Here is a 24,696-nt window from a genome sequence, read left to right as displayed (position 1 = left end):
AGAAAAACCGCCGCAGAAAGCGGCGGTCTTGCGAAGCGTGTGGCGTGCGGTTCAGTTACAGGCCGCAGACGAGCTTCAGGAAGCGCTGCACCTGCTCGCCCGACTCGCCATACGCACGCGCCGTGCCCCAGTTCGCGATGTCGTCGAAGTGGGCCGCGACGCCCTCCGGCGTGACGTCGCTGTCGTCCAGCAGCACCGGCGCGGTCTCCATAACGGTGCCTGCCGCAAAAGCGCCGCCGCCTGCCGCAATGATGATCTTCGACGGCGCGTTCTCGCTGGCGAGGAACAGCACGGCGGGCGTGACACGCTCAGGCTGGATACGCTCGAGCATCGCCTCGGGAAGAATGTCGGCCGTCATGCGCGTCGCGGCCACAGGCGCGATCGTGTTGACGAGAATATTGTTCTTGCGGCCCTCGGTCGTGAGCGCATTCATCAGGCCGATCACTGCCATCTTCGCCGCGCCGTAGTTCGACTGACCGAAGTTGCCATACATGCCCGACGACGACGTCGTCATCACGATGCGCCCGTAGTTCTGCTCGCGCATGACGTCCCAGACCGCCTTCGAGCAGTTGATCGCGCCCATCAGGTGGACGTCGAGAACGGCCTTGATGTCGGCCATCTCGAGCTTTGTGAAGCTCTTGTCGCGCAGGATGCCCGCGTTGTTCACGAGGATGTCGACGCGGCCGAACTCGCTAACGGCGCGCTTGACCATCGCCTGCACCTGCTCGTAGTCGGCCACGTTCGCGCCGTCGGCAATCGCGACGCCGCCAGCCTGCCGGATCTCCTCGACCACGGCGAGTGCCGCTTCGGAAGAACCGCCCGTGCCGTCGCGCGCGCCGCCGAAGTCGTTGACGACCACCTTGGCGCCGCGCGCCGCGAATGCCAGCGCGTGCGCGCGGCCGAGGCCCGCGCCGGCGCCCGTCACGATCGCCACGCGCCCATCAAAACGAATACTCATGCTTGCATCTCCTCACGCATTATCAAAAAGGGAATATCAGGGAAAGAGCCGCGTGATCGATTCGGCAATGCAGGCGGGTTTGTCCGCGCCCTCGCACTCGACCGTCATCTCGATCTTCAGTTGCGCGCCGCCGCGATTGACGGCGGTCCACTCCAGCAGCTTGAAGTGCGCGCGCAAGCGTCGGCCCACCGGAACGGGCGAAATGAAGCGCACCTTGTCGAGCCCGTAATTCAGGCCGCTTTGCGTCTCCTTGATTTCGAACGCGGTCGCGAAAAACGCGGGCAGCAGGCTCAGCGTGAGGAAGCCATGCGCGATCGTTCCGCCAAACGGGCCGGTCTTCGCACGCTCCTCGTCGACGTGAATCCATTGATGATCGCCGGTCGCGTCCGCGAAGCGGTTGACGCGCTCCTGATCGATCAGCAGCCATTCGCTCGTGCCGATGGACTCGCCGACGAGCGGCTGCAGATCGGCGATTTTTTCGAAGCTCTTCATGCCTGGTTGTCCTTTTGAAGCAATTCGTTCTGCAACTGCGCGGCGCAAGCAGCATCGTGCTGGTCGCTGCTGCCGAACAACACGTCGGCGACGACCGCGCGCTTGTAGTAATGGCCGACCTGATATTCCTCCGTCATGCCGATGCCTCCGTGCAGCTGAATGGCCTGGCCGCACACGAAGCGCGCGGCGCGGCCAATCACCGATTTGGCCTGCGAAACGGTGCGCGCCCGCGCTGGCGCGTCGTCGTTTTCGAGCGAGGCGAGCAGCGCGTAGAGCATCGAGCGCGCAAGTTCCATTTCCCCCGCCATGTCCGCAAGCCGATGCTGCAGCGCCTGGAAGCTGCCGATGGGCACGCCGAACTGCTTGCGCATCTTCAGGTATTCGGCCGTGATTTCGAGCGACTTCTCCATCGCGCCCACCAGCTCCGCGCCGAGCGCGGCCGTCGCGTGCGCAAGAGCGTGCTGCAGCGCCATGAGCCCTTGACCCGGCACGCCCACCACCGCGTCGCGCGTCACGCGCACGCTGTCGAACGTCAGTTCCGCCGCGAAGCTGCCGTCGTGCAGCGGCAGCGTGCGGCGCGACAGGCCCGGCGCATCCGCCGGCACGAGCACAAGCGTGATGCCGTCGGCGTCTTGCGCGCGCGCGGAAACGATGAAACTGTCGGCATCCGCGCCGCCCAGCACGAGCGTCTTGCGGCCGGTCAACGCATAGCCTTCCGGCGTCGCCGCCGCGATCGCTTCGACGGGCTCGGGAAAGCCGCGCGATTGCGCCTCGCTATAGGCGAGCGCGAATTTGCGCGAGCCGTCCGCGAGCGCGGGCAGCCATTGCTCGCGCTGCGCCTGGGTGGCCGCAGCGACGATCGTTTGCGCCGCGAGCACCGCGCAGCCGAGAAAAGGCTCGACGACGAGCCCACGCCCGAGTTCCCCCGCGATCAAAATTGTTTCGGTAAGCGAACCATCGAGGCCGCCGCACGATTCGGGCAGCGCCGCCGCGAGCCAGCCGTTGTCCGCGAAGGTTTGCCAATGCGCCGCGCTGCACGTCGAGCGCGCCTTGATGAGCGCCGTGCGCGATTCGAAGCTGTAGTCCTTGTCGACGAAGCGCCGGACGCTGTCCTGCAGCAGCTGCTGCTCTGCATTGAGAGTGAAATTCATGATTCTTCCGACGACTCAGAGTTGAAACAGCATCTTGGCGATGATGCCGCGCTGGACTTCGCTCGTGCCGCCATAAATCGTCGACGCGCGGCGAAAGAACATCTCGTTCGCGATGCCGCGCCCGATATCCTGATCCGGCAAGGGCTCGCCCTCGCACGCGTCGTGCGGCTCGGGATAGGCCACGGCGCCGTAGTCGCCGAGCGCCTCGACCATGAATTCACTGATGCGCTGCTGGAGCTCCGTGCCGCGCACCTTCAGGATCGATCCCATCGCATGGGCGGCGGGGCTGTGATCCTGCTCCATGCCCGCGACGCGCTTGACCATCGCCGCCACCGCGCTCACATCCGCTTCGAGACGCGCGAGGCGCAGCGCGAACGCTGGCTGAGCAATCAGCGCTTCGCCACTGGCGCGCTGTGCCGACGCGAGCTTGCGCAACTGCATCAGATAGCGCCGCAAGATCGGCAGGTCGGCCGCGCTCGCGTGCTCGTTGTTGAGCAGGAACTTCGTGATGCTCCAGCCTGCGCCTTCCGCACCGACGCGGTTCGCCACCGGCACGCGCACATTGTCGAAGAACGTTTCGTTCAGGTGATGGCAGTCGTCGATGCTGCGGATCGGACGCACCGTGATGCCGGGCGTCTTCATGTCCACGAGCAGGAAGCTGATGCCGGCCTGCTTCTTCACTTCCGTGTCGGTGCGCACGAGCAGGAAGATCCAGTCCGATTCGTGCGCATAGCTCGTCCAGATCTTCTGGCCGTTGACAACGTAATGATCGCCGTCGAGTTCGGCCCGCGTGCGCAGCGACGCGAGGTCGGAGCCCGACCCCGGCTCCGAAAAGCCCTGGCACCACAGCCGCTCGCCGGCAAGGATGAGCGGAATGTGCTCGGCCTTTTGCTCCGGCGACGCGAATTCGTTCAGCACGGGCCCGAGCAGCTTCTGCGCGAACCCGTCCTGGGTTGGTGCGCCCGCCGCGATGCACTCTTCGTCGAAAACTAGACGCTGCAGCACCGACCAACCCGTGCCGCCGTCCTTCTGCGCCCAGTACGGCGCGCCCCAGCCCTGCTGGTTGAGGATCTTTTGCCAGCGCACGAGATCGGGCCGCATCGAGCGCACGCTGCCCACCGGTTTGCCGGCGAGATCGCGCGGCAGATGCTCGCGCAGGAAGGCGCGCACCTGCTGGCGAAACGCGTCGAGACCCGCATCAGGTTGAAAATCCATCGACGTCTCCCGATCAGTTGCGGTACATGGTCACCACGCACGCGCCGCCGATGCCGACGTTGTGCTGCAACGCGACGCGCGCGCCTTGCACCTGCCGTTCGCCAGCCGTGCCACGCAATTGCTGGACGAGCTCCGTACACTGTGCGAGGCCCGTCGCACCGAGCGGGTGCCCCTTCGAGAGCAGGCCGCCCGACGGGTTCACGACGTATCGGCCGCCGTAGGTGTTGTCGCCGTCGTCGATGAATTTCGCCGCGCCGCCTTCGGGGCACAGTCCGAGCGCTTCATAGGTGATCAGTTCGTTGTGCGCGAAACAGTCGTGCAGTTCGACCACGTTTACGTCCTCGGCGCCGATGCCCGCCGCCTCGTACACCTGGCGCGCCGCGTTCTCCGCCATGCTGAAGCCGGCCACGTCGCGCAGGTCGTCGCCTTCGAGCGATTCGAGGCCGTCGGTCGTGAGCGCCTGCGCCGCGATCCAGACGCGCGTATCGAGGCCGTGCTTCTTCGCGAAGTCTTCGCTGCACAGCACGGCAGCGGCCGCGCCGCAGGTCGGCGGGCAGGCCATCAGGCGCGTCATCACGCCCGGCCACATGACCTGGTCGGCCATGACGTCTTCGGCCGTCATCACCTTGCGGAACACGGCCAGCGGATTGTTCGCCGCGTGGCGGCTCGCCTTCGCACGAATCTTCGCGAAGCTTTCGAGCGGCGTGCCGAAGCGCTTCATGTGCTCCATGCCTGCGCCGCCGAAAATGCGCAGGGCCGGCGGAATTTCGGCCGGCACGCCGAGGCGGTCACACTGCTTGAGGAACAGATCGGAAGGCAGCGGCCGGTCGTTGAAGTAGCTGCCGAGCGCGCCCGGGTTCATCTGCTCGAACCCCACCACGAGCGCGACGTCGAGCGCACCCGCCTCGATCGCCTGACGCGCGAGGAAAAGGCCCGTCGAACCGGTCGAACAATTGTTGTTGACGTTGATGATCGGCAGGCCCGTCATGCCGACGTGATACAGGGCGCGCTGGCCCGCGGTGGAATCGCCATAGACGAAGCACGCATAGGCTTGCTGGATCGCCTGATAGGCGACGCCGGCATCGGCCAGTGCAAGCCGCGCCGCCTCGGCGCCCATCAGGTCGTAGGTTTCGCTGGTGCCGGGTTTCTTGAACGGGACCATGCCCACGCCCGCAACGACGACTTTGCGCGTCATACGTTCTCCTTCAGTTGTTGTAATCGCCGATCGAGCCGATCAGCACCGACCCATCATAGGCATGACTGCCACAACGGGGGCCCCCTCTTTTCAAGGGGTGCGTGCCTCGCGCGACGGCGAGCGTCGCCTCAGGGTCAACCCGCCCCCGCTTAACGAGGGGTGATGCCCTGACCAGCAGACACCAATATTCCGCGAACCGCACCACCCTTCCCACCCCGCGGAGATCGACGCAGTGATCATCAACTTTGCCCGAACAGTGGAACAGCTGTCCATCAGCTATGGCGAGCGCGAGGCGCTCGTGAACGTCGAGCGGGCGCGCCGCTACACCCACCGCGAACTGCACCGCCTCACCAATCGCATCGTCAACATGATGCGCGAGCGCCTCGGCCTGCGGCGTGGCGACGCCTACCTGTGCATCCTCGACAACGACAACCTCTCGCTCCTGCATGCCTGGACCGCACTCAAGGGGGAGGCGACCGCAGCCTGGACCAACCGGCGCGACAGCCCGGACGAACACCGGTGGCAAGCCGAACTCGTCCGGCCCAAGGTCGTGTTCCTCGAAAACGATCTGATCGCCCCCTATTTCGGCATGCTCCGTGCGCTCGGTGCGACGGTGGTTTGCATGGATCCGGTGACCGCGCCGCGCGAAGGGCTGCACTGCCTCTGGGACTTGTTGCAAGGCGTGAGCGACGCGGATCCCGGCATCGAGAGCGACAGCGCGCGCGACATCCTCATCTACCGCTTCACGGGTGGCACGACCGGCAAGGGCAAGTGCGCGAAATATACGATCGAGAACTGGCTCGCGTGCCGCGACTCGTACTATCTCGAACGCGAACAGGTCTTCGACGCGCAAACGCGTTTTCTGCACATGGCGCCGATCAGCCACGGCTCGGGCCTCGGCATGCTGCCCACGCTCTTTCGCGGCGGCTGCACCGTCACCCAGAACGCGCCGGACCTCGCACAGTGGTGCCGCAATCTCGAAGCCGAGCGGATCACGATGGCAATGCTCGTGCCGACGCTGCTCTACCGCCTGCTCGACATGCCCGAGGCGCTCGAACACGATCTGACGTCGCTGCGGACGATCCACTATGGCGCCGCGCCGATGAGTCCCGCAAAGCTCAAGCCCTTGCAGGAGCGCTTCGGCAACATCTTCGTACAGGTCTACGGATCGACCGAATGCCTGCAACCCGTCGCGACGCTGAACAAGTCCGATCACGCGGCGGCCACCCCCTCGAGGCTCGCCTCGGCCGGGCGCATAGCGTGCGGCGTCGAACTGCTCGTCGTCGACGACACTGGCGCGCCGGTCCCGGCGGGAAGCATCGGCGAAATATGGCTTCGCTCCGCCGCCACGATCGGGGGCTATCTCGACAACCCTGAAGGCACGGGCGCCGAGTTCACCAACGGCTTCTGGAAATCGGGCGATCTCGGTTATCTCGACGACGAAGGCTATCTGTACATCGTCGACCGGAAGAAGGACATGATCATCACTGGCGGCTTCAATGTGTACGCGATCGAAGTCGAAGCGGCGCTCGATGCGCACCCGGCCGTCGCGATGTCCGCCGTCGTCGGCGTGCCGCACGACGAATGGGGCGAAGCCGTTCACGCGGAGGTGATGCTCATGACCGGCGCCAGGATCGAGGCGGACGCCCTGATCGAACACGTGAAGGCCCGCATCGGCAGGTTCAAGGCGCCCAAGTCGATCGCATTCGTCGAGAGCCTGCCGCTGAGCGCCGTCGGCAAGGTGCTTCGCCGCGAGATCCGCGACCGGTATTGGGTCAACGCCGCGCGCCAGGTGGGGTGAACCGCGCTACAGGCGCATGCCAGCCGCCGCGCTGCGCGCACGGCGGCTGTCCCTTTCACGCCGCGGCTAGCGCGTACCAGCAGACACCTTCGGCGTCCGTCTCGCGGCGCATCTCGCCGCGCCGGACAAGATAGTTGAGGAATGCGAGGGCTTCGCCGGTGGCGAGCGTGTAGCGCATCATGTCTTCGGACCCGACGCTGCCTGTGAAGAGAACGCCGAATGCATCGACCGCCCGGCATGGCATTCGCGTGTGCTCGCGCAACCGGTCGAGCCCGCGCAGCACGCCGCGCTCGAGACGCTCCAGCCTTTCGTGCAGCCCGTAGAACGGTTCGTTGTGCGCGGGCAGCACGAGCACGTCGTCGGGCACCCCCGCACGCAGCTTCGCGATGGAAGCGAGCCATTCGCCGAGCGGATCGGCCTCCGGCTCGACCGGATGCACGGACACATTCGACGAGATGCGCGGCAAAACCTGATCGCCGGCGATAAAAACGCGCAGTTCCGGGCAATGGAAACACGCATGCTCGGGCGTGTGACCGCGTCCGATCACGACCCGCCACTCGTGCGCGCCGATCATGAAGCGCGCCCCGTCTTCGAGCCGCTGAAAGCTGCCCGGCAACGCGTCGATCATGCGGGCGAAACGGCCGAACCGCGCACGGTACGACTCGATCGCGGCCTCGTCCCAACCCGCGCGGTGATAGAAACGCACGCCTTCCGGCGGCGCTTCGCGGCCGAGGTCGGCCACGTTCGCCCGGCAGGTCAGATATTCCACGCGCGTCATCCACAGCGGACAGTCGAAACGGCGCGTGAGCCAGCCCGCGAGGCCGACGTGATCCGCATGCAGATGCGTGACCAGCACGCGCGTGACGCGCCGGTTCTCCAGCGGCCCCGCGAGCAATGCCTCCCACGCCGCGCGCGAATCCGGCAGCGACAGGCCCGTGTCGACGATCGCCCAGCCGTCGCCGTCTTCGATCGCCCACACGTTGATATGCGTAAGCGCACCGGGCAGCGGCAGGCGCATCCAGCGCACGCCGGAAGCGACCTTGAGCGCGTCGCCCGCTGCGGGCAGCGCTTCGAACGGGTAACGCAGGGCTGCGCCGTCGGCCTGCCGGATCATCGAATCGTCACTCGTCATGCGCCCTCCTCGCTGCGGCGCCCAACGAAAGAGACGCGTCCGGCGAACCCGCAGGAGAAAAAAATGCGGCTCCCCGCGTGCGAGCGCGAGGAATCGGGAAAGAACGGGCACCCGAGCGGCGCCCGCCAGCCCACCGTGCGATCAGACGAACGCCGCCACGCCGGTCAGCGACCGCGAGATGATGAGCTGCTGGATCTCGGTCGTGCCGTCCGGAATCGGGATGATGATCGCTTCGCGCAGCAGACGCTCGACGTTGAAGTCCTTGGTGATGCCGTTGCCGCCGTGCAGCTGCACAGCATCGCGGCAGACCTGGACCGCGGCTTCCGTCGCGAACGCCTTGGCCATCGAGGCCTGCATGTCGCAACGCACGCCCGCGTCGATGAGGCCGAACACGCGCTGGCACATCAGACGCGACGCATCGACCATGATCGCCATGTTGGCGATCTTCGCCGCGATGAGCTGGTGAGCCGCGATCACTTTGCCGAACTGCTTGCGCTCTTTGGCGTAGGCGATCGACTCTTCGAGCGCGGCGCGCATGATGCCGACCGAGAGCGTGCCAACGTGAGCACGCGCGTTCTCGAACACCTTCATCGTATTGCGCAGACCCTCGCCTTCCTCGCCGATGACGTTCGTCGCCGGCACGCGCGCATCGGTGATGAAAATCTGCGCGGTGGACTGCGAGCCGAGCGCGATCTTGTCGATGTTGCGCGACTCGTAGCCGTGCTCCTTGCGGTCGATGAGGATGTGCGAGAGACCCTTGTCGCCGCGCACCGTGCAGATCAGCACGTCGGAGTACACGCCGTTGGTGATCCACGTCTTCTCGCCGTTGACGATGAAGTGGTCGCCATCGCGCACAGCGCGCGTCTTGAGTTCCGCGACGTTCGAACCGACGTCCGGCTCGCTGATGCCGATCGAGCCGAAGATCTTGCCCGCGAGCACGTCCGGCATGTAGCGTTCGCGCACTTCGGGCCGGGCGTTGCACAGCATCGACGCGAGGCCCATGTTGAGCATCACGCACAGCGCGATGTCGCACGAGCACGCGACGAGTTCCTCGAACAGCATGCCCTGCATGGTGAACGACCACCCCATGCCGCCGTACTCGACGGGAATGGTGCAGCCTGGCAACCCGAATTCGGCGATGCGCTCCGTGAGCTCGCGCATCTTTTCCTTCGGGATGAAGCGGTCGCGATACTCCTTCGCGACGGGTTTGACTTCCGATTGCAGGAACTTGCGGAAACTCTCGACAGCGAGGTTCTGATCTTCGGTTGGCAGTTGATAAGGCATGCTATGAATTCCTTGATTCGTTGGTGATTACGCGCGACCGAAGATGCCGATATGGTCGATGCTCTCTTCCACGCCCCACAGACCGCCGCCGTTGCCCTGGATCGCAAAGCGCGCGCCTTGCACCTGGCGCGCACCGCATTCGCCGCGCAGTTGCTCGACAAGTTCGAAGATCTGGCCGAGGCCCGTCGCGCCGATCGGGTGGCCCTTCGATTCGAGACCGCCGGATGGATTGATCGGCAGGCGGCCGCCGATCGTGCTCTCGCCGCGCTCGGCCATCACACCGCTCTCGCCCGGCTTGCACAGGCCGAGGTTCTCGCACAGCGCGATTTCGCCGATCGACGACGCGTCGTGCAGTTCGGCCACGTTGATGTCCTCCGGCCCGATGCCCGCCTCGTCGTAGGCGAGCTTCGCGGCGTGAACCGTGATGTGGTTCGCGAGATCGTCGCCCGCGCGCGGCGAGGCCGAACGCACGATCGTCGCCAGCACGCGCACGGCGCGGTTGCGGTTGAAGCCATAGCGCTTCATGGCCGACTCCGTGCACAGGATCGCCGCCGCGGAGCCATCGGAAATCGGCGAGCACATCGGCAGTGTGAGCGGATATGTGATCGGCGGCGCCGCCATGATTTCCTCGATCGACATCGGCTTGCGGTACTGCGAACGCGCGTTGTGCACCGAATGACCATGGTTCTTCGAGGACACCGCGGCGAACTGACGCTGCGTAATGCCGTAGCGCGACATTAGCTGGCGGCCGATGCCCGCATAGACGTCCATGAAGACGCTATAGGGTTTGTCGGACTGCGAGCCGTCCGGCACGCTCACGCCCCGGCCAAGCTCGACCATCTGCGCCGCGTTCGCTTCGGCCGTCTCGACGTCCCACGCGGAGTCGAACACCGAAAACATGCGCGCCTTGTCGGCCGAATACATCTTTTCCGCGCCCACCGCGAGCACGACGTCCGCCATGCCGGCGCGCAATTGCGTCACCGCGAGATGGAACGCGCTGCTGGCCGAGGCACAGGCGCTTTCAATGTTGTGAATCGGAATGCCACCGAAGCCGAGCGGAATCAGCGCCACCTGGCCGCGGATCATGTGCTGGCCCTGCATGTGGCCCTGTGTCGTGTTGCCGAAATAGGCGGCCTCGACCCAGCTGCGGTCGCAGCCGGAATCCTTCAGGGCGTCCTCGACGGCCCACGCGGTCAGTTGCTTGACCGACTTGTCGAGATGGCGGCCGAACGGCGTCATGCCGACGCCGACGATGTAGATGTTTTCCATAATCCGTGTGATGCCTTCGTGTAATGTTCAGCAGCCCTTGAACTGCGGCTCGCGCTTTTCCGCGAACGCGCGCAGACCTTCCTGAATGTCGTACGAGCGCTGGTGGTTGCGCAGCTCCAGCAGCTCGTGACGCAGCGCGTCCGCCGTCGACTTGTCGGCCGCCTCGTTCGCCACACGCTTCATGCGCGCGAGAACGAGCGGACTCTTCTTGGCGAGCTTGTCGGCGAGCGCCTGGACGCGCGGCTTGAGTTCCGCGTCGGCGAGCACCTCGTTGACGAGGCCGTAGCCCTTGAGCTCGGCGGCGCTCATCGAGTCGCCCGTGAACAGCAGATAGCGCGCGACGTTGGCCGGCACCTTGCGAGGCAGGATCGCCGCGCCGCCCGCGCCCGGGAACACGCCGAAATTCGAGTGCGCGTCGCCCAGCCGCGCGGATTCGGCCGCGAGCACCACGTCGCAGGCCAGCACCACTTCGAGGCCGCCCGCGAGCGCGAGCCCGTTGACGGCCGCGATCACGGGCTTCGGGAACGCGCGCAGCGTGTCGAAGAACTCGACGATCAGCTCGAGAAATTCCCGCTTGCCCGGCTGCGCGGCCTCAGCGGCCTCGATCAAGTCGGCGCCCGCGCAGAAAGCGCGGCCGTTCCCGGTCACCACGACGACGCGCACGGCGTCGTCATTGCGCCATGCATTCAACTGTGCGATCAGGCCCGTTGCCATCTCACGATTCAAACTGTTCATGGCGGCAGGCCGATCCATCGTCAACCACCCCACCGAACCCACCACTGCCTGCGAATAACTCATCTCCCCTCCGGAATATCGCGAACGGACGTAATCGCCACTTCGGTTGTGGTAAGTTAGTTTTCGCGAACCCGAATAGCACCCCTCGTTGTGAGGGGGCCACTTGTGCGCCGGTATTTGAGAAGGTTCACGGTACGGCGCCGCAGTACCGGCGCGCGCATGCCGCATCGCTCCGACTAGGTGACGCCTTAAACATGCCTGCTTCCAAACACCTGGTTTCCACCAAATTTTCGCCGCCGCGCATCGGCGCCAAGTACGTGACGCGCACCGAACTGCTCGCGCAGCTTCAGCGCAAGCGTCATTGCCGCATGGCGCTCGTCACCGGCAGCGCGGGTTACGGCAAGACGACGCTGCTCGCCCAGTGGCGCAAGGTTTGCCTGAAGGCGTCCGCCGAGGTCGCGTGGCTCTCGCTCACGGCCGACGACAAGGGCTACGTCGACTTCTGCACCGCAGTCTTTGCTGCGATGCAGCGTGCCGGCATTGCGGTGGAGATGGACCTCCCGCTGGAGGGGGCGAGCGCCGCGGCCATCGATGCCGCCATTGCTGCCATCGTCGAGGCCGCTGTCGAGCTGCCCAAAGAGCTGTACCTGATGATCGACGACTACCACTACGTCGAAGCGCCGCTCGCGCACAAGTTCATGCAAAAGCTGGTCGATCAGGCGCCGGGCAACCTGCACTTCGTGATCGGCTCGCGCCTCACGCCGCCCCTGAGCCTCAGCCGGCTGCGGATGATGGACCAGATCGTCGAACTCGACAGCGCCGGCCTGCCGTTCGATCTCGCGGAAACGCGCACGTTTGTCGACGAGAATCTCGGCCCCGGCAAGATCAACGCCGACGAGCTCACACTGATCCACGAGCTGACGAGCGGCTGGCCATCGTGCATCCAGCTCATCGTCATCATGCTCAAGAACCGGCCGGACACGCGCGCGAAGCTGGGCGACCTGATCTGGCGCTCGAGCGACCTGCAGGCCTATCTGAGCGAAGAAGTGATGGCGTATCTTCCGGCCGAGCTGTCCGAGTTCGCCGTGGCGCTGTCGATCTTCCGCCGCTTCAACGTGTCGCTCGCGCGAGAGGTCACCGGCAACGAACACGCCGCCGACCTTCTTCAGCGCATGGAGGACGAGAACCTGCTGATCACCCGCGTCGATTCGGAGGACCGGACCGCCTGGTATCGCCTTCACCCCCTTTTCGGCGAATTTCTCGCAACCCGCCTGGCGCAGCGCGACGTAGGCGCCGTGCGCGAGCTGCACCGGCGCGCGAGCCAGTGGTTCGCCGCGCACGGGTTCCTCGCCGAAGCGGTGCGCCATGCAAGCGCCGGCGGCGACATCGAGTTCGCGGCGTTGGTCATTGAGCGCGCGGCGCCGGCCACCTGGAGCCTCGAATATCTGAGCCCCACGCTGCACCTGCTCGAACGCCTGCCGGAAGAAACGCTGTTCCGCCATCAACGGCTGCTGTTCATCGCGTGCCTGACCGTCGCGCTAACCACCCGTCCGGCCAAGGCGAAGGCGTGGCTTGCCCATCTGCAGGAAGACGCGCTCTCGGCGCATCCGGAGCTTGGCAGCAGCCTGCCGCTGGTTCACGCGGCCATTGCGTTCCAGCACGACGACACGCAGCGCATGATCGATCTGCTCGAACCGCACCGCGACGACGTGATCGACAACGCCTTCCTGCAGTACCTGCTCGTCGCCGAGCTGTGCGCCGCTTACGGGGCGGCGGGGCGTTTCACCGAGGCGCGGCGTCTTTTCAACCTGCACCCCGTGCCGCCCGCTGAGCGCAACAACGACATGGCGCTCGTCGCTCAGGCCACGCGCGCCGCAGCGATGCTGCTCGAGGGCAACGCGCGCGACGCCGAGCGCGAAAGTACGGGGCTGCTTACGCGCTCGGTGCAGGCCGTGGGGCGTCACTCGATTAGCGCCAACATCTGCGCCAGCGTGCTCGCGGATGCCTACTACGAACTCGACCGCATCGACGACGCGCGCGAAACCATCGCCAATCGCCACGGCCTGATCCAGTCGTCGGGACCGGACGTCATGATCCGCACGTCGCTCTCCCGCGCACGCCTCGACCTGCTGCAGGTGAGCCCCGACGCCGCGCTCGCCTTCGTGCAGCAGCAGACCGCGCACCTGCGCAGCATGCGGCAGGTCCGCGCGGTGGCGCACATGCTTGGCGAAGAGGTCAAGATCCGGCTCCTCAAGCACGACCATGCTGGCGCACTAGAAACACTGGCACTGCTCGACGAAATCGCCCAGGCGCATCCCGCCGAACAGGGTTCGCGGGCCGAGATTCCCGCCCTTGCGGCGCTCGCGCGAGCGCGCGTGCAGCGGCACGACCAGCCCGAGGAAGCGCTGCGCGCCCTGCAGGTCACACGCAGCCACGCCGAGGCGTTCGGGCGCGGGCGCCTCGCCGCGCTCGCGGACCTGCTTTCGGCCATCATCTTCGCCGAACGGCGCAGCGACGACGACGCGCACGTATGTCTCGCCCGTGCGGCAGAAGCGGCGCAGCGCCTCGGACTCGTGCGCACGTTCGTCGACGAAGGCATGGCGGCCGGCAAATTGCTCGCGAAGATGGTGCGCGAGCGCAGACTGGAAGGCCCCGCGCTGCAGTATGCGACTGACCTGCTCGAAAAGTTCCCCGAGAGCGCGCTGCTCTCAGAGGGCGTTGCAGGCGCCGCGCGCCGCACGGGCGCGTCGAAGCTGCAGCCTGTGCTCACCCAGCGCGAACTGGAAATCCTGAGCCTCGTCGGCCAGGCCATGTCGAACAAACGCATCGCCATTGCGCTCGACATCACGATCGAGACCGTGAAGTGGAACCTGCGCAATATCTTCACCAAGCTAGGCGTGTCGAGCCGCTATGACGCGATGGTCTGGGCGCGCAAGCAGGACCTGATCCGCTAGCGCGCTCCCGCCGTCCCCGCGTTGCCGTCCTGTTCATTGCGCCCGCGCGAGCGCGGGCGGCGTCCACGGGTTGTCCGCGGCAGCGCCGGTAGGCCAGTAATTGCGCAGCATCAGCGAGAAAGGCGCTCCGGCGGGTGCGGGCAGCCAGTTGGCTTCCTTGTCGGCGCCCGGTGAGTCGGCCTGGATATAGATCGTGAGCGAGCCGTCGTCGCCATAGACCATCTGCTGGTTGCGCGTACCGAGCGCATACCGCTTCAGCGCGTTGGGCGCGAAGAAGTGGTGCTCATCGTAAAGCGTGAGCGACCAGAACCCGCGCGTGGGTGGCAATTGCCCTTTGGCGAACGTGATCGTGTAACGGTTGCTGCCGTCTAGACGCACGCCGGAGGCATCCAGGTCCTGATAGAAGTAGCTCGTCTCGTTTGGCGCATTGACCATGATGTTCGACTTCGCTACTGCCGTGCGCGTGAAGTAGTCCGTGCCGAAGCGCGCGCCGTTGTGCACCGTTGTCCAGTGAAATGGAAGCGGCACGCCCCAGTTACGGAACTGCAACAGCGGATCCACCAGTTCCCGGTCGGCCTTCGACGCCTCGTCGATCATTGCCGCCTTCATGGCCGGATTGCTTTTCGCCGCCGCGATCACGGCCAGCACCTGAGCGTAGCGCGCTTCCTCGCCGGGCAGCGCGGGAGCATCGGCGAGCACGGCGGGCAACTCGTCGAAGAAGGTCTCGGGTCGTACCCAGCGCGTCTCGCCCTGCCCCGATCCGGCGGGCCGCGCGAACTTGCGCAAGGTGCTCCAGTCATGGTGCTTCATGCGGCCGTCGTATTCTGACAGCGGATAGACGTCGATATCCTGTGTGAGCGCGGCGACGGCCATTCGATCCTCGGGAGTATCGGCTTGAAATATGCGCGGTATGACCATCGCCGTACTGGAGCGCGCGCGCAACACGCCGTTGATACCGTGCGGGACGGCACCGTGCCAGTTCGGCCCGACGACCATGTAGAACCCCGGCCTCGTGCCGTACATCGCGCCCAGTCCCGCGAAATCGTCCGTGCGGATGTCCGCGAGCTGATAAACCCAGAAGCGCGTGCCGAAGTCGGGCACCTGGATCACCACCGGCTCCTGATCGAGCGCGAGTATCCCCGCGCCGTAGACGACATCCTGGTTCGGGCAGGCCACCCAACGCTGATCGGGCTCGATATAGTCGCCCAGCATCGCGAGCCGGTTGAGCGGCGCGAATGGCAGCACGCCACCGATTAGCCCGGGTTCAGGCGCGCGCTTGAACGCAAGGCGGCGGTTGTACAGGTTGACCATCGGCCACGCCCAGAACCAGGCGTCGCGCGCGACGAGGCGCGCGTACTGCTCGGTGAGCATCTCCTGCCGGTCGGGGCCGGGCGCGACACTGGATGCAAGTGTCGCTGTCTCGACTGCGCCCGCCTCGCAGACCGGTTGCACGGCGCCTGACCAGACGGCGGCGCCGAACAGCAGCGCGAGCGAGATCGTTCTTTCTGAAATTGTCATTGTTGGTTATCCTAATTTCTAAGACGAATCGACAGACCGACGACATCAGAACCACCCGTCCTGCATATCGAGCGTCGTGCGGTCGAGCGAGTCCAGCAGATCGAGTTGGGCGAAGACACGCGGCAGCTCCCAGCGGAAGAAGTAGCCCGCGGCGGCAAGTTTGCCGCGATAGAACGCTTCGCTCGAGTGTCCGCTGCCGGCCGTCAACATGTCGTGCGCGCTCAGGGCCTGTTCGAGCCAGATCCACGCCATCACGATGTGTCCGAACGCCTCGAGGTAGACGCTTGCGTTCGCGAGCTTCAGCGGCGGCTCGCCTGCCGTCGCGAGGCGCTGAGTCACGCCCTTGAGGCTCGACATCGCCGTGTCGAGTTCACAGGAATACTTCATGATCTGCGCATCGCCGCTCTCACCAGCGACCCGGATCGCCGCGCGGACCGTTTCGTCGAGCGCACGCAGCGCCGCGCCATCCTTCATCGTCACTTTGCGCCCGAGCAGGTCGATGCCCTGGATGCCATGCGTGCCCTCATGAATCGGATTCAGGCGATTGTCGCGATAGAACTGCTCGACGTTGTATTCGCGTGTGTAGCCGTAGCCGCCGTGGACCTGAATCGCAAGGCTGTTGCCTTCGAGACACCATTGCGACGGCCAGCTCTTGGCGATCGGCGTGAGAATGTCGAGCAGCAGCGCGCAGCGTTCGCGCGACGCGTCATCGGGGGCGCCGCGTTCTTCGTCCACGAGCCTCGCGCAATACAGGTTCAGCGCGAGCGCGCCTTCGGCGTAGCTCTTCTGCGCGAGCAGCATGCGACGGATGTCCGCGTGCTCCACCAGCTTCACCTGCGGGCTGCCCGGATCCTTGCCCGCCGGACCGGCCGCGCGGCCCTGCGGACGATTGCGGGCATAGTCGAGTGCGTGCAGGTAGCCGGTGTAGCCGAGGGCCGCTGCGCCAAGACCCACTCCGATCCGCGACTCGTTCATCATGTGGAACATATACGCGAGCCCGTCTCCCGGCTTACCGACCAGGTAGCCGACCGCACCAGCCGCCCCGCCGGGCCGGTATTGCGTGCCTTCGCCGAAGTTCAACAGGCAGTTGGTCGTGCCTCGGTTTCCCATTTTGTGATTGAGGCCGGCGAGCACCACGTCGTTGTGCTCGCCGCATGAGCCATCCTCGTTCACCAGGTACTTCGGCACGATGAAGAGCGAAATGCCTTTCACGCCCGGCGTGAGCTTGCCGTCAGCGCCCGGAATCTTTGCGAGCACGAGATGCACGATGTTCGCGGAAAGGGCGTGTTCGCCGCCCGAAATCCACATCTTGTTGCCGCGCAAGCGGTATTGCCGACCGAACGGCGATTCCCGCTCGTATTCGGCGCGCGTTGCAACGTCCGAAAGCGACGAGCCGGCCTGCGGTTCCGAGAGGCACATCGTGCCGAAAAAGCGCCCTTCCATCTCCGGCCGCACGAAGGCCTCGATCTGCGCGGCCGTACCATGCGCGAGCAGGAGATTGGCGTTGCCGATGGTGAGGAACGGATACCACGCCGTGCCGATGTTCGCCGCCATGAACCATGCAAAGCCAGCCTTCTCGACCACGTGCGGCAACTGCATGCCGCCAAGTTCGTAGTCCTGACCGGCCGCCATCAGTCCTGCTGCGCTGAACGCATCGAGCGCGGACTTCACTTCCGGAATGATATGGATCTTCTCGCCGTCGAAATGCGGCTCCTGCTGATCGTTCTTCTTGTTGTGGGTCGCGAAGAGATCGGTGGCGATCTGCTCACAGGTATCGAGCGCCGCATCGAACGTTTCGCGCGAATGATCGGCGTAACGCGGAATGCGCGTGAGCGACTCGACATCGAGCCATTCGTACAGCAGGAAACTCAGGTCTTGCCGGGAAAGGACCAAGGACATGTTCGCCTCCCGCTCAGAGCACTTCGAAGAGCGCTGCCGCGCCCTGTCCGCCGCCGATGCACATCGTCACGACAACGTGCTTCACGCCCCGGCGCCTGCCTTCGATCAGCGCGTGGCCGACTAGACGTGCGCCCGACACGCCGAACGGATGACCGACCGCAATCGCGCCGCCGTTCACGTTCAGCCGGTCCATCGGAATTCCGAGCCTGTCCGCGCAATAAAGCACCTGCACCGCGAAGGCCTCGTTCAGCTCCCACAGGCCGATGTCCTCGACTGTGAAGTCCGTCTTGGCGAGCAGCTTCGGGATCGCGAACACGGGGCCGATGCCCATCTCGTCGGGCTCGCATCCGGCCACGCTGAAGCCGAGAAACTTGCCGAGCGGCTCAAGGCCCTTCGCCGCCGCCAGGCGCGCGCTCATCACGACCGCCGCCGACGCGCCATCTGAGAACTGCGACGCGTTGCCCGCCGTAATCACGCCGTCCGGCAGCGCGGTGCGGATCTTCGCGACGCCTTCGGGTGTGGTGTCGCCGCGAATGCCTTCGTCGGCTGCAAGGGTCACGCGCTTCGTGACGATCTGGCCCGTCGCCGGATCGGTCACGCCTGCGAGCACCTCGATGGGCACGATCTCGGCGTCGAACAGGCCTGCCGCCTGCGCGGCCGCCGCGCGCTGCTGGCTGCGTGCGCCGTACTCGTCCTGGCGCTCGCGCGAGATGCCGTAGCGGGCCGCGACGTTCTCGGCGGTCTGCAGCATGCTCCAGTAGATTTCGGGCTTGTGCTCGACGAGCCACGGGTCGTTGGCGAACTGCTGGTTCATCTGGCGCTGCGTCCACGAGATGCTCTCGACGCCGCCCGCCACGAAGATGTCGCCTTCGCCTGCGATCACGCGTTGCGCCGCCATCGCGATCGTCTGGAGTCCGGACGAACAAAAGCGGTTGATGGTGGCGCCCGGCACGGTGACGGGGCAGCCCGCGCGCAGGGCGATCTGCCGCCCGATGTTGCCGCCCGTCGCGCCTTCCGGATTCGCGCAGCCGATCAACACGTCCTCGACCTCGCCGGGCTCGATGCCCGCGCGCGCGATCGCGTGCCCGACCGCGTGGCCCCCGAGCGTTGCGCCGTGGGTCATGTTGAACGCGCCTTTCCAGCTCTTCGCGAGCCCGGTGCGCGCCGTGGAGACGATAACTGCTTCATTCATGGTGTGTCGTTCCTTCGATGTTGTGACGTGCGGCGCGCTTAATCGTTGAAGCCCTTGCCTTCGTCTGCGAGCCGCACGAGGCGCGGCGCGATCTCCCAGGCGTGGCCCTGATAGCCCTGCGCGTAGCCGCGCATCGCGCGCGCAACGTTGTAGAGGCCCACCTCGTCCGCGTAGCGCATCGGGCCGCCGCGAAAGCGCGGGAAACCGTAGCCGTTCAGGTAGACCATGTCGATGTCCGAGGCCTTCGACGCGATGCCCTCGTCGAGAAGCCGCGCGCCCTCGTTCACGAGCGCGAAGACGAGCCGCTCGACGATCTCTTCGTCGGAGATCTTGCGGCGCGTGATACCGAGATCCTTCGAATGCTGGACGATCATTTCGTTGACCCACGCGTTGGGGTACGGCTTGCGGTCGCCTGGCCTGTAGTCGTACCAGCCTGCGCTGACCTTCTGTCCGAAGCGGCCGTTCTCGCAGAGCAGATCGCCTGTCTTCGAGTAGTTGAATTCAGGCCGCTCGACAGCGCGGCGCTTGCGGATCGCCCAGCTGATGTCATTGCCCGCCATGTCGATCATGCGGAACGGGCCCATTGCAAAGCCGAATTTCTCGATCGCTCGGTCCACCTGCTCCGGCAGCGCGCCCTCGTCAAGCAGGAAGCCCGCCTGGCGGCTGTACTGCTCGATCATGCGGTTGCCGATGAAGCCGTCGCAGACGCCAGAAACCACCGCGGTTTTGCGGATCTTCTTTGCGAGCTGCATGACGGTCGCGAGCACGTCCTTGCCGGTCTTCGCGCCGCGCACCACTTCGAGCAGTTTCATGACGTTGGCCGGACTGAAGAAATGCATGCCGATTACGTCCTCGGGGCGACGCGTGAAGGCCGCGATGCGGTCGAGGTCGAGCGTCGACGTGTTCGAGGCGAGGATCGCGCCGGCCTTCATCACTTCGTCGAGCGCACGGAACACGGTCTCCTTCACCGCAAGATCTTCGAATACGGCTTCAATGACGAGATCTGCCCGCTTGATCTCGTGATACGAGAGCGTGGCCGAGAGCAACCGCATGCGGCGTCCGAATTCGTCCTGCGTGAGCTTGCCCTTCTTCACGCTGTTCTCGTAGTTGCGGCGGACCGTGGCGATGCCGCGCTCAAGCGCTTCGCCGTTCGTTTCCAGCAGCGTGACCGGCATGCCGGCATTCAGGAAATTGATGGCGATGCCGCCGCCCATCGTGCCCGCGCCGACGACCGCGACGCGCTCGATCCTGCGCGTCGGCGTATCGGCAGGCACGTCGGGGATGCGGCTCGCCGCGCGCTCGCCGAGGAACGCGTGGCGCAGCGCGCGCGCTTCGGGCGTGCCAAGCAGGTAGACGAAGTGGTCGCGCTCGTCGGCCAGTCCCTGGTCGAACGGCTTGAGCGATGCAGCCACGGCATCGACGCAGCACGGCGGCGCGGGGAACGGGCCGGCCTGCGCGGCGACCGTCTGGCGCGCGACGCCGAGATAGCCCTCGGCGTTTTCGTGGCGCACCTTCAGGTCGCGCAAGAGCGGGTGCGGACCGGCGCCCGGCGCGATCGCCCTCGCGAAGCGGATGGCCGTGCCTTGCACGTCCTCTTCCACGAGATGGTCGAAGAGCCGCGTGAGCGCGAACTTGCCCGCGCTCACCGGTGCGCCGGACACGATCATGTTGAGCGCGGCTTCGAGCCCGATCGCGCGCGGCAAGCGTTGCGTGCCACCCGCGCCCGGCAGCAGGCCGAGATTGACTTCGGGCAGCGCGATCTGGGCGCTCGCCGAAGCGACGCGATAGTGGCAACCGAGCGCGAGTTCGAGGCCGCCACCCATCGCCGTGGCGTGGATCGCCGCGACCACGGGCTTGGCCGACGCCTCGATGGTGGCGATGACCGTCGCGAGGCTCGGCTCCTGCAGCGCGCGCGGCGTGCCGAACTCGCGAATATCCGCGCCGCCCGAGAACGCGTTGCCGGCACCCGCGAGCACGATCGCCTTCACGGCATCGTCGGAAAGCGCGCGCGCCATGCCCTCGGCAATGCCGATGCGCGTGGCGAGCCCGAGGCCGTTCACGGGAGGATTGGCGAGCGTGATGACGGCTACGCCATCTAGAGCCTGATACTGCGCTGTCATGCTGTTTCCTCTGATATCTGGAGTTTCGGCTGGTCGCGGCCCGTGTCGCCTCTTGACGCTGCGCGTTGCCGGCCGCCGCCGTGAAGAACGGGAGCGGTCGCCGCGAGCGCGGGCCGCGCATTGCGACCATGGGCCCGCGCGCAAAGGCGCAGCGTGCCGGATTCGTCAAGTTAAGCATTTTTCCCCTGCACACCTTCCCCCTCGTTAGGAGGGGGACGGCCGAGCGAAAGCGCGACCTATCCTGCCGACACAGCTCGAAGCGCCGACCGGGCCCGGACCGGCGTGCCGTTCCGCGAACGCACGGGCAATCCAACCCCGAACTCGAAAACCCAGGAAGCGGCCTGGCCATCGACAGTCCACTGACAGGCACAACATGAATCGAAATCTCCCCACCCGACGCCTTCGCGCAACGGGCGCCGACGGGGCGTGACGCGAGCGTTCATGCGCGCGGCGGCTGGCGCGGGGGCTTCGCCACGGACCGCTCCGGTCGATCCGGCGGCGGCTCATGGCATCGCACGGCAAGACTACGTCGTGACGACACTCGACGAATCGTTTCGCGACGAGGTGCTCGCTCATTTCCTGGCACTCGATGCCGATGAGCGCGCGCTGCGCTTCGGCCAGACCGTGCGCGACCCGACGATCGAAGCCTATGTTGGAGGCATCCCGTTCGAGCGCGATGTGATGTTCGGCGCGTACGACACGCGACTGCGCCTGGTTGGTGTGGGCCACCTCGCGCTGGCCGGGCAGCACGACGCGCGAGACGAAAGCGAGTTCGGCGTGTCCGTCGAGCGCGAGGCTCGCCGACGCGGCATCGCCATGACGCTGACGCAGTGCGCGCTGGCGGCGGCGCGCGAGCGCGCCGTCGAGACCTTCTCGCTGCATTTCAGTTCCGGCAACACCGCGATGCACCGCATCGCCTGCGCGACGGGCATGACCTTGCAGCGCGCGTTTGGCGAGGTGCAAGGCGTACTCGACCTGCGCGCTTGCGCAGGCGGCCGGAACGCTAACGCACGCTAGTCGCGGACTGCGCACGTCAGCTTGCTGTGGCCGTGCGAGCCGGTCAACGCGGCTCGGTTGTCAAGAGCGCGTGAACCATGCGTGCGAGAAGCCACGGCGCGTCGGGTGCCGCCAGGTAATCGGGTCGCTCGAGCACCATCGCACGCGGCAACGCGAGCAGTGTATGGAGTACCAGGAACCGGGCCATCTCGGGATCGCGCACGCGGATTTCCGAGTCGAAGCGCGCCATCAAGGCGGGCGTGGCGCCCGCCTCCCAGACCTCGCGCGCCTTGACGAGGTCGAGCCGGACGAGTTCCTCATAGTGCGTCGACCGGATATTGAATGCCGGATCGAGCAGCATCTTCTTGCGATGCACGCCGATGCCCACAGTCAGCGTCAGAAGGACGCCGTCATAGAGCGTCGCGCTGGCGGGGAGTGCCGCAATGCCGGCCAGCAATGCGTCGCGCGACTCGGTGCGGTAATCCTCGAACACGGCTGCGATGAGCGCATCCATCGTCGGGAAGTACTCGTAGATCGAACTGACCGCGACGCCGGCGCTTTCCGCCACGCGCAACACCGTCAGCGCCTCGCGCCCTTCTTCTTCGAGAATCTTGCGCCCCGTCTCCTTCAAGGCGGCGACGAGCGCCACCGACCTCGCCTGGCGCGGGGCCTTGCGCAGGCCGCCGGGCCTTTCCACGCGGACCACGCAAGCCTGCTCGCCTGACGCCGATGAACGGCTCGTTCGGGCCATTTCCGCTCCTCAGATTCGGGCCCCGCCAGCGCTCAGCCAGACGGACGGATTGCCCCTCGACAACTATAGGCGGCGCCCAGGGTGCGTTCACCCCTCGTTTGGAGGGGCGTAGCGCGGCGTACGTTCAGCGAACATGCCACGCTGGGCCCGACACGGTACGGCACGGCGAAGCCGCGAGTACCCACGGCGCGGCATGCAATCAGACACTTCAGGAAGAACCATGAGCTACACCACGCCCATCCGCGACATGATGTTCGTGATGACCGAACTGGCTGGACTCGACACGGTTGCAGACCTGGCGGGATACGCCGACGTAACGCGGGAGACGACACAGGCAATCCTCGAGGAAGGTGCGAAGTTCTGCGGCGAAGTTCTCGCGCCGTTGAACGTCACGGGCGACCGTAACCCGAGCCAGTGGCACGACGGCGAGGTGAACGCGTCGCCGGGTTTCAAGGAGGCGTTTGCGCAGTTCGTCGAAGGCGGCTGGCAGGGTTTGATGCATCCCGCCGAATACGGCGGACAGGACCTGCCCAAGCTGCTTGCCGCGCCGTGCCTCGAAATGCTCAAGTCGGCCAATCTTTCGTTCGCGACGTGCCCATCGCTCACGGACGGCGCGATCGAGGCGCTGCTGCTCGCCGGATCGGCCGCGCAGCGGGCGCAATACCTGCCGAAGCTGATCAGCGGCGAGTGGACCGGCACCATGAACCTGACCGAGCCCCAGGCCGGCTCCGACCTCGCGATGCTGCGCGCCCGAGCCGAACCGGCGGAAGACGGCGCTTACCGCATATTCGGCACGAAGATCTTCATCACGTGGGGCGAGCACGACATGGCGCCCAATATCGTCCACCTCGTGCTCGCGCGCACGCCCGATGCGCCGGCGGGGGTCAAGGGCATCTCGCTCTTTCTCGTCCCCAAGTTCCTGCCGAACGCGGACGGATCGCCGGGCGCGCGCAACGACGTGCAGTGCGTGTCGATCGAGCACAAACTCGGCCTCAAGGCGAGCCCCACCGCCGTACTGCAATTCGGCGATGCCGGGGGCGCCACGGGCTTTCTGATCGGCGAGGAGAACCGTGGCCTCGAATACATGTTCGTGATGATGAACGCGGCGCGTTTCGCCGTGGGCATGCAGGGCATCGCGATCGCCGAGCGCGCGTATCAAAAAGCCGCGGCCTACGCGAGGGAGCGCGTGCAGAGCCGGCCGGTGGACGGCTCGTCGGACGGCCCCGTGCCCATCATCCGTCACCCCGACGTGAAGCGGATGCTCGCGACGATGCGCGCCCTCACCGAAAGCGCGCGCGCACTCGCCTACGTGGCCGCATCGCATTTCGACCTGGCGCGCCGGCATCCGGACGAATCGCTGCGCGCGCGGCATGGCGCCATCTACGACTACCTGGTGCCGATCGTCAAGGGCTGGAGCACCGAGCTCTCGCTCGAAGTCACGAGCCTCGGCGTGCAGGTGCACGGTGGCATGGGCTTCATCGAGGAGACGGGCGCGGCACAGTACTATCGCGACGCCCGCATTCTGCCAATTTACGAAGGCACCACCGCCATTCAGGCGAACGATCTGATCGGCCGCAAGACGGTGCGCGACGGCGGCGCTGTCGCGCGACAGATGCTCGCCCGCATCGACGACACGCTTGCCGAACTCAAGGCGCGCGCGGCAGCCGATTCGAATCCGGCGTTCACCGCGATGCATCGGCATCTGCTGGCGGGCCGCATGGCCATGGAGAACGCTATCGACTTCATGTTGCGCCACGTCAAGTCCGATCCCAACGCGGCATTCGCGGGCGGCGTGCCCTACCTGAAGCTCTCTGGCATCGTGCTTTGCGGCTGGCAAATGGCGCGTGCGCTCTTAACCAGCGCCACGCGCGAGGCGGAGGACCCTTCGTTCTACGGCGCGAAAATCGCGACGGCGCACTTCTACGCGACGCACATCCTGCCGCAAACGTCGGCGTTCGAGGCCTCGATCGTCAGCGCGCGCGGCAACGAAGGCGTACTCGCACTCGACGACGCCCAGTTCTGACGACCGGTCGC

At 66.0% G+C, this 24,696-nt stretch carries 18 protein-coding genes; 4 read left to right on the top strand and 14 right to left on the bottom strand.

Going from position 1 to position 24,696, the window contains the following annotated elements:
* Positions 1–55: 55 nt before the first annotated feature.
* Genes FAZ97_RS26710 through FAZ97_RS26690 form a run of 5 tightly spaced genes read right to left on the bottom strand, consistent with a single transcriptional unit; the run spans position 56 to position 5,011 of the window.
* Positions 56–958 carry an SDR family NAD(P)-dependent oxidoreductase gene (locus FAZ97_RS26710; protein ID WP_158761554.1) on the bottom strand — a complete coding sequence of 301 codons (903 nt, stop codon included), beginning with the start codon at positions 956–958 and terminating at the stop codon, positions 56–58.
* A gap of 36 nt (positions 959–994) precedes the next feature.
* On the bottom strand, positions 995–1,450 hold the full coding sequence (locus tag FAZ97_RS26705) for a MaoC family dehydratase (RefSeq protein ID WP_158761553.1): 456 nt from the start codon (positions 1,448–1,450) through the stop codon (positions 995–997).
* Positions 1,447–2,601 carry an acyl-CoA dehydrogenase family protein gene (locus FAZ97_RS26700; protein ID WP_158761552.1) on the bottom strand — a complete coding sequence of 385 codons (1,155 nt, stop codon included), beginning with the start codon at positions 2,599–2,601 and terminating at the stop codon, positions 1,447–1,449. Before FAZ97_RS26700 ends, FAZ97_RS26705 begins: the two co-directional genes overlap by 4 nt.
* Positions 2,602–2,616: 15 nt before the next feature.
* Entirely contained in the window at positions 2,617–3,816 is a 1,200-nt protein-coding gene (locus FAZ97_RS26695; RefSeq protein ID WP_158761551.1) for an acyl-CoA dehydrogenase, read from the bottom strand.
* Between the two features lie 13 nt (positions 3,817–3,829).
* Positions 3,830–5,011: a lipid-transfer protein gene (locus FAZ97_RS26690; RefSeq protein ID WP_158761550.1), complete on the bottom strand. Its 1,182-nt coding sequence runs from the start codon at positions 5,009–5,011 to the stop codon at positions 3,830–3,832.
* 256 nt (positions 5,012–5,267) lie between these two features.
* On the opposite strand from FAZ97_RS26690, the gene FAZ97_RS26685 reads away from it, so the two are divergent.
* Positions 5,268–6,812 carry an AMP-binding protein gene (locus FAZ97_RS26685; RefSeq protein WP_233271908.1) on the top strand — a complete coding sequence of 515 codons (1,545 nt, stop codon included), beginning with the start codon at positions 5,268–5,270 and terminating at the stop codon, positions 6,810–6,812.
* Positions 6,813–6,867: 55 nt separating this feature from the next.
* Here the strand turns inward: FAZ97_RS26685 and FAZ97_RS26680 are convergent, their stop codons facing one another.
* The 4 genes from FAZ97_RS26680 to FAZ97_RS26665 form a co-directional block, all read right to left on the bottom strand.
* Positions 6,868–7,944, bottom strand: a complete 1,077-nt coding sequence (locus FAZ97_RS26680; protein ID WP_158761547.1) for an MBL fold metallo-hydrolase — start codon at positions 7,942–7,944, stop codon at positions 6,868–6,870.
* Positions 7,945–8,085: 141 nt separating this feature from the next.
* The gene (locus FAZ97_RS26675; RefSeq protein WP_158761546.1) at positions 8,086–9,228 is read right to left on the bottom strand and encodes an acyl-CoA dehydrogenase family protein; all 1,143 of its coding nucleotides are present in this window, start codon (positions 9,226–9,228) and stop codon (positions 8,086–8,088) included.
* Between the two features lie 27 nt (positions 9,229–9,255).
* Positions 9,256–10,497: a thiolase family protein gene (locus FAZ97_RS26670; RefSeq protein ID WP_158761545.1), complete on the bottom strand. Its 1,242-nt coding sequence runs from the start codon at positions 10,495–10,497 to the stop codon at positions 9,256–9,258.
* Positions 10,498–10,524: 27 nt separating this feature from the next.
* Positions 10,525–11,295: an enoyl-CoA hydratase/isomerase family protein gene (locus tag FAZ97_RS26665; protein WP_158761543.1), complete on the bottom strand. Its 771-nt coding sequence runs from the start codon at positions 11,293–11,295 to the stop codon at positions 10,525–10,527.
* Positions 11,296–11,486: 191 nt separating this feature from the next.
* Here FAZ97_RS26665 and FAZ97_RS26660 point away from each other — a divergent pair, with 191 nt between their 5' ends.
* Complete coding sequence (locus tag FAZ97_RS26660; RefSeq protein ID WP_158761541.1) at positions 11,487–14,186, top strand: LuxR C-terminal-related transcriptional regulator; 2,700 nt, start codon at positions 11,487–11,489, stop codon at positions 14,184–14,186.
* A gap of 33 nt (positions 14,187–14,219) precedes the next feature.
* Here FAZ97_RS26660 and FAZ97_RS26655 read toward each other — a convergent pair whose 3' ends face one another.
* Genes FAZ97_RS26655 through FAZ97_RS26640 form a run of 4 tightly spaced genes read right to left on the bottom strand, consistent with a single transcriptional unit; the run spans position 14,220 to position 20,915 of the window.
* Entirely contained in the window at positions 14,220–15,704 is a 1,485-nt protein-coding gene (locus FAZ97_RS26655; protein ID WP_158761540.1) for a DUF1254 domain-containing protein, read from the bottom strand.
* Between the two features lie 45 nt (positions 15,705–15,749).
* Positions 15,750–17,603 carry an acyl-CoA dehydrogenase gene (locus FAZ97_RS26650; RefSeq protein ID WP_158761538.1) on the bottom strand — a complete coding sequence of 618 codons (1,854 nt, stop codon included), beginning with the start codon at positions 17,601–17,603 and terminating at the stop codon, positions 15,750–15,752.
* 13 nt (positions 17,604–17,616) lie between these two features.
* Positions 17,617–18,795 carry an acetyl-CoA C-acyltransferase gene (locus FAZ97_RS26645; protein ID WP_158761536.1) on the bottom strand — a complete coding sequence of 393 codons (1,179 nt, stop codon included), beginning with the start codon at positions 18,793–18,795 and terminating at the stop codon, positions 17,617–17,619.
* 38 nt (positions 18,796–18,833) lie between these two features.
* The gene (locus tag FAZ97_RS26640; protein WP_158761535.1) at positions 18,834–20,915 is read right to left on the bottom strand and encodes a 3-hydroxyacyl-CoA dehydrogenase NAD-binding domain-containing protein; all 2,082 of its coding nucleotides are present in this window, start codon (positions 20,913–20,915) and stop codon (positions 18,834–18,836) included.
* A gap of 426 nt (positions 20,916–21,341) precedes the next feature.
* On the opposite strand from FAZ97_RS26640, the gene FAZ97_RS26635 reads away from it, so the two are divergent.
* Positions 21,342–21,932: a GNAT family N-acetyltransferase gene (locus tag FAZ97_RS26635; protein WP_158761533.1), complete on the top strand. Its 591-nt coding sequence runs from the start codon at positions 21,342–21,344 to the stop codon at positions 21,930–21,932.
* Positions 21,933–21,975: 43 nt separating this feature from the next.
* Here FAZ97_RS26635 and FAZ97_RS26630 read toward each other — a convergent pair whose 3' ends face one another.
* The gene (locus FAZ97_RS26630) at positions 21,976–22,662 is read right to left on the bottom strand and encodes a helix-turn-helix domain-containing protein (protein ID WP_158761532.1); all 687 of its coding nucleotides are present in this window, start codon (positions 22,660–22,662) and stop codon (positions 21,976–21,978) included.
* Positions 22,663–22,882: 220 nt separating this feature from the next.
* Here FAZ97_RS26630 and FAZ97_RS26625 point away from each other — a divergent pair, with 220 nt between their 5' ends.
* Complete coding sequence (locus FAZ97_RS26625; protein ID WP_158761530.1) at positions 22,883–24,685, top strand: acyl-CoA dehydrogenase; 1,803 nt, start codon at positions 22,883–22,885, stop codon at positions 24,683–24,685.
* The last annotated feature ends 11 nt before the right edge of the window (positions 24,686–24,696 follow it).

The sequence above is a fragment of the Paraburkholderia acidiphila genome, assembly GCF_009789655.1.
In the GTDB taxonomy this organism is placed as follows: Bacteria; Pseudomonadota; Gammaproteobacteria; order Burkholderiales; family Burkholderiaceae; genus Paraburkholderia; species Paraburkholderia acidiphila.
Note: the sequence above shows the minus strand (reverse complement) of the source record. Positions and strands in the feature narration are given on the sequence as shown.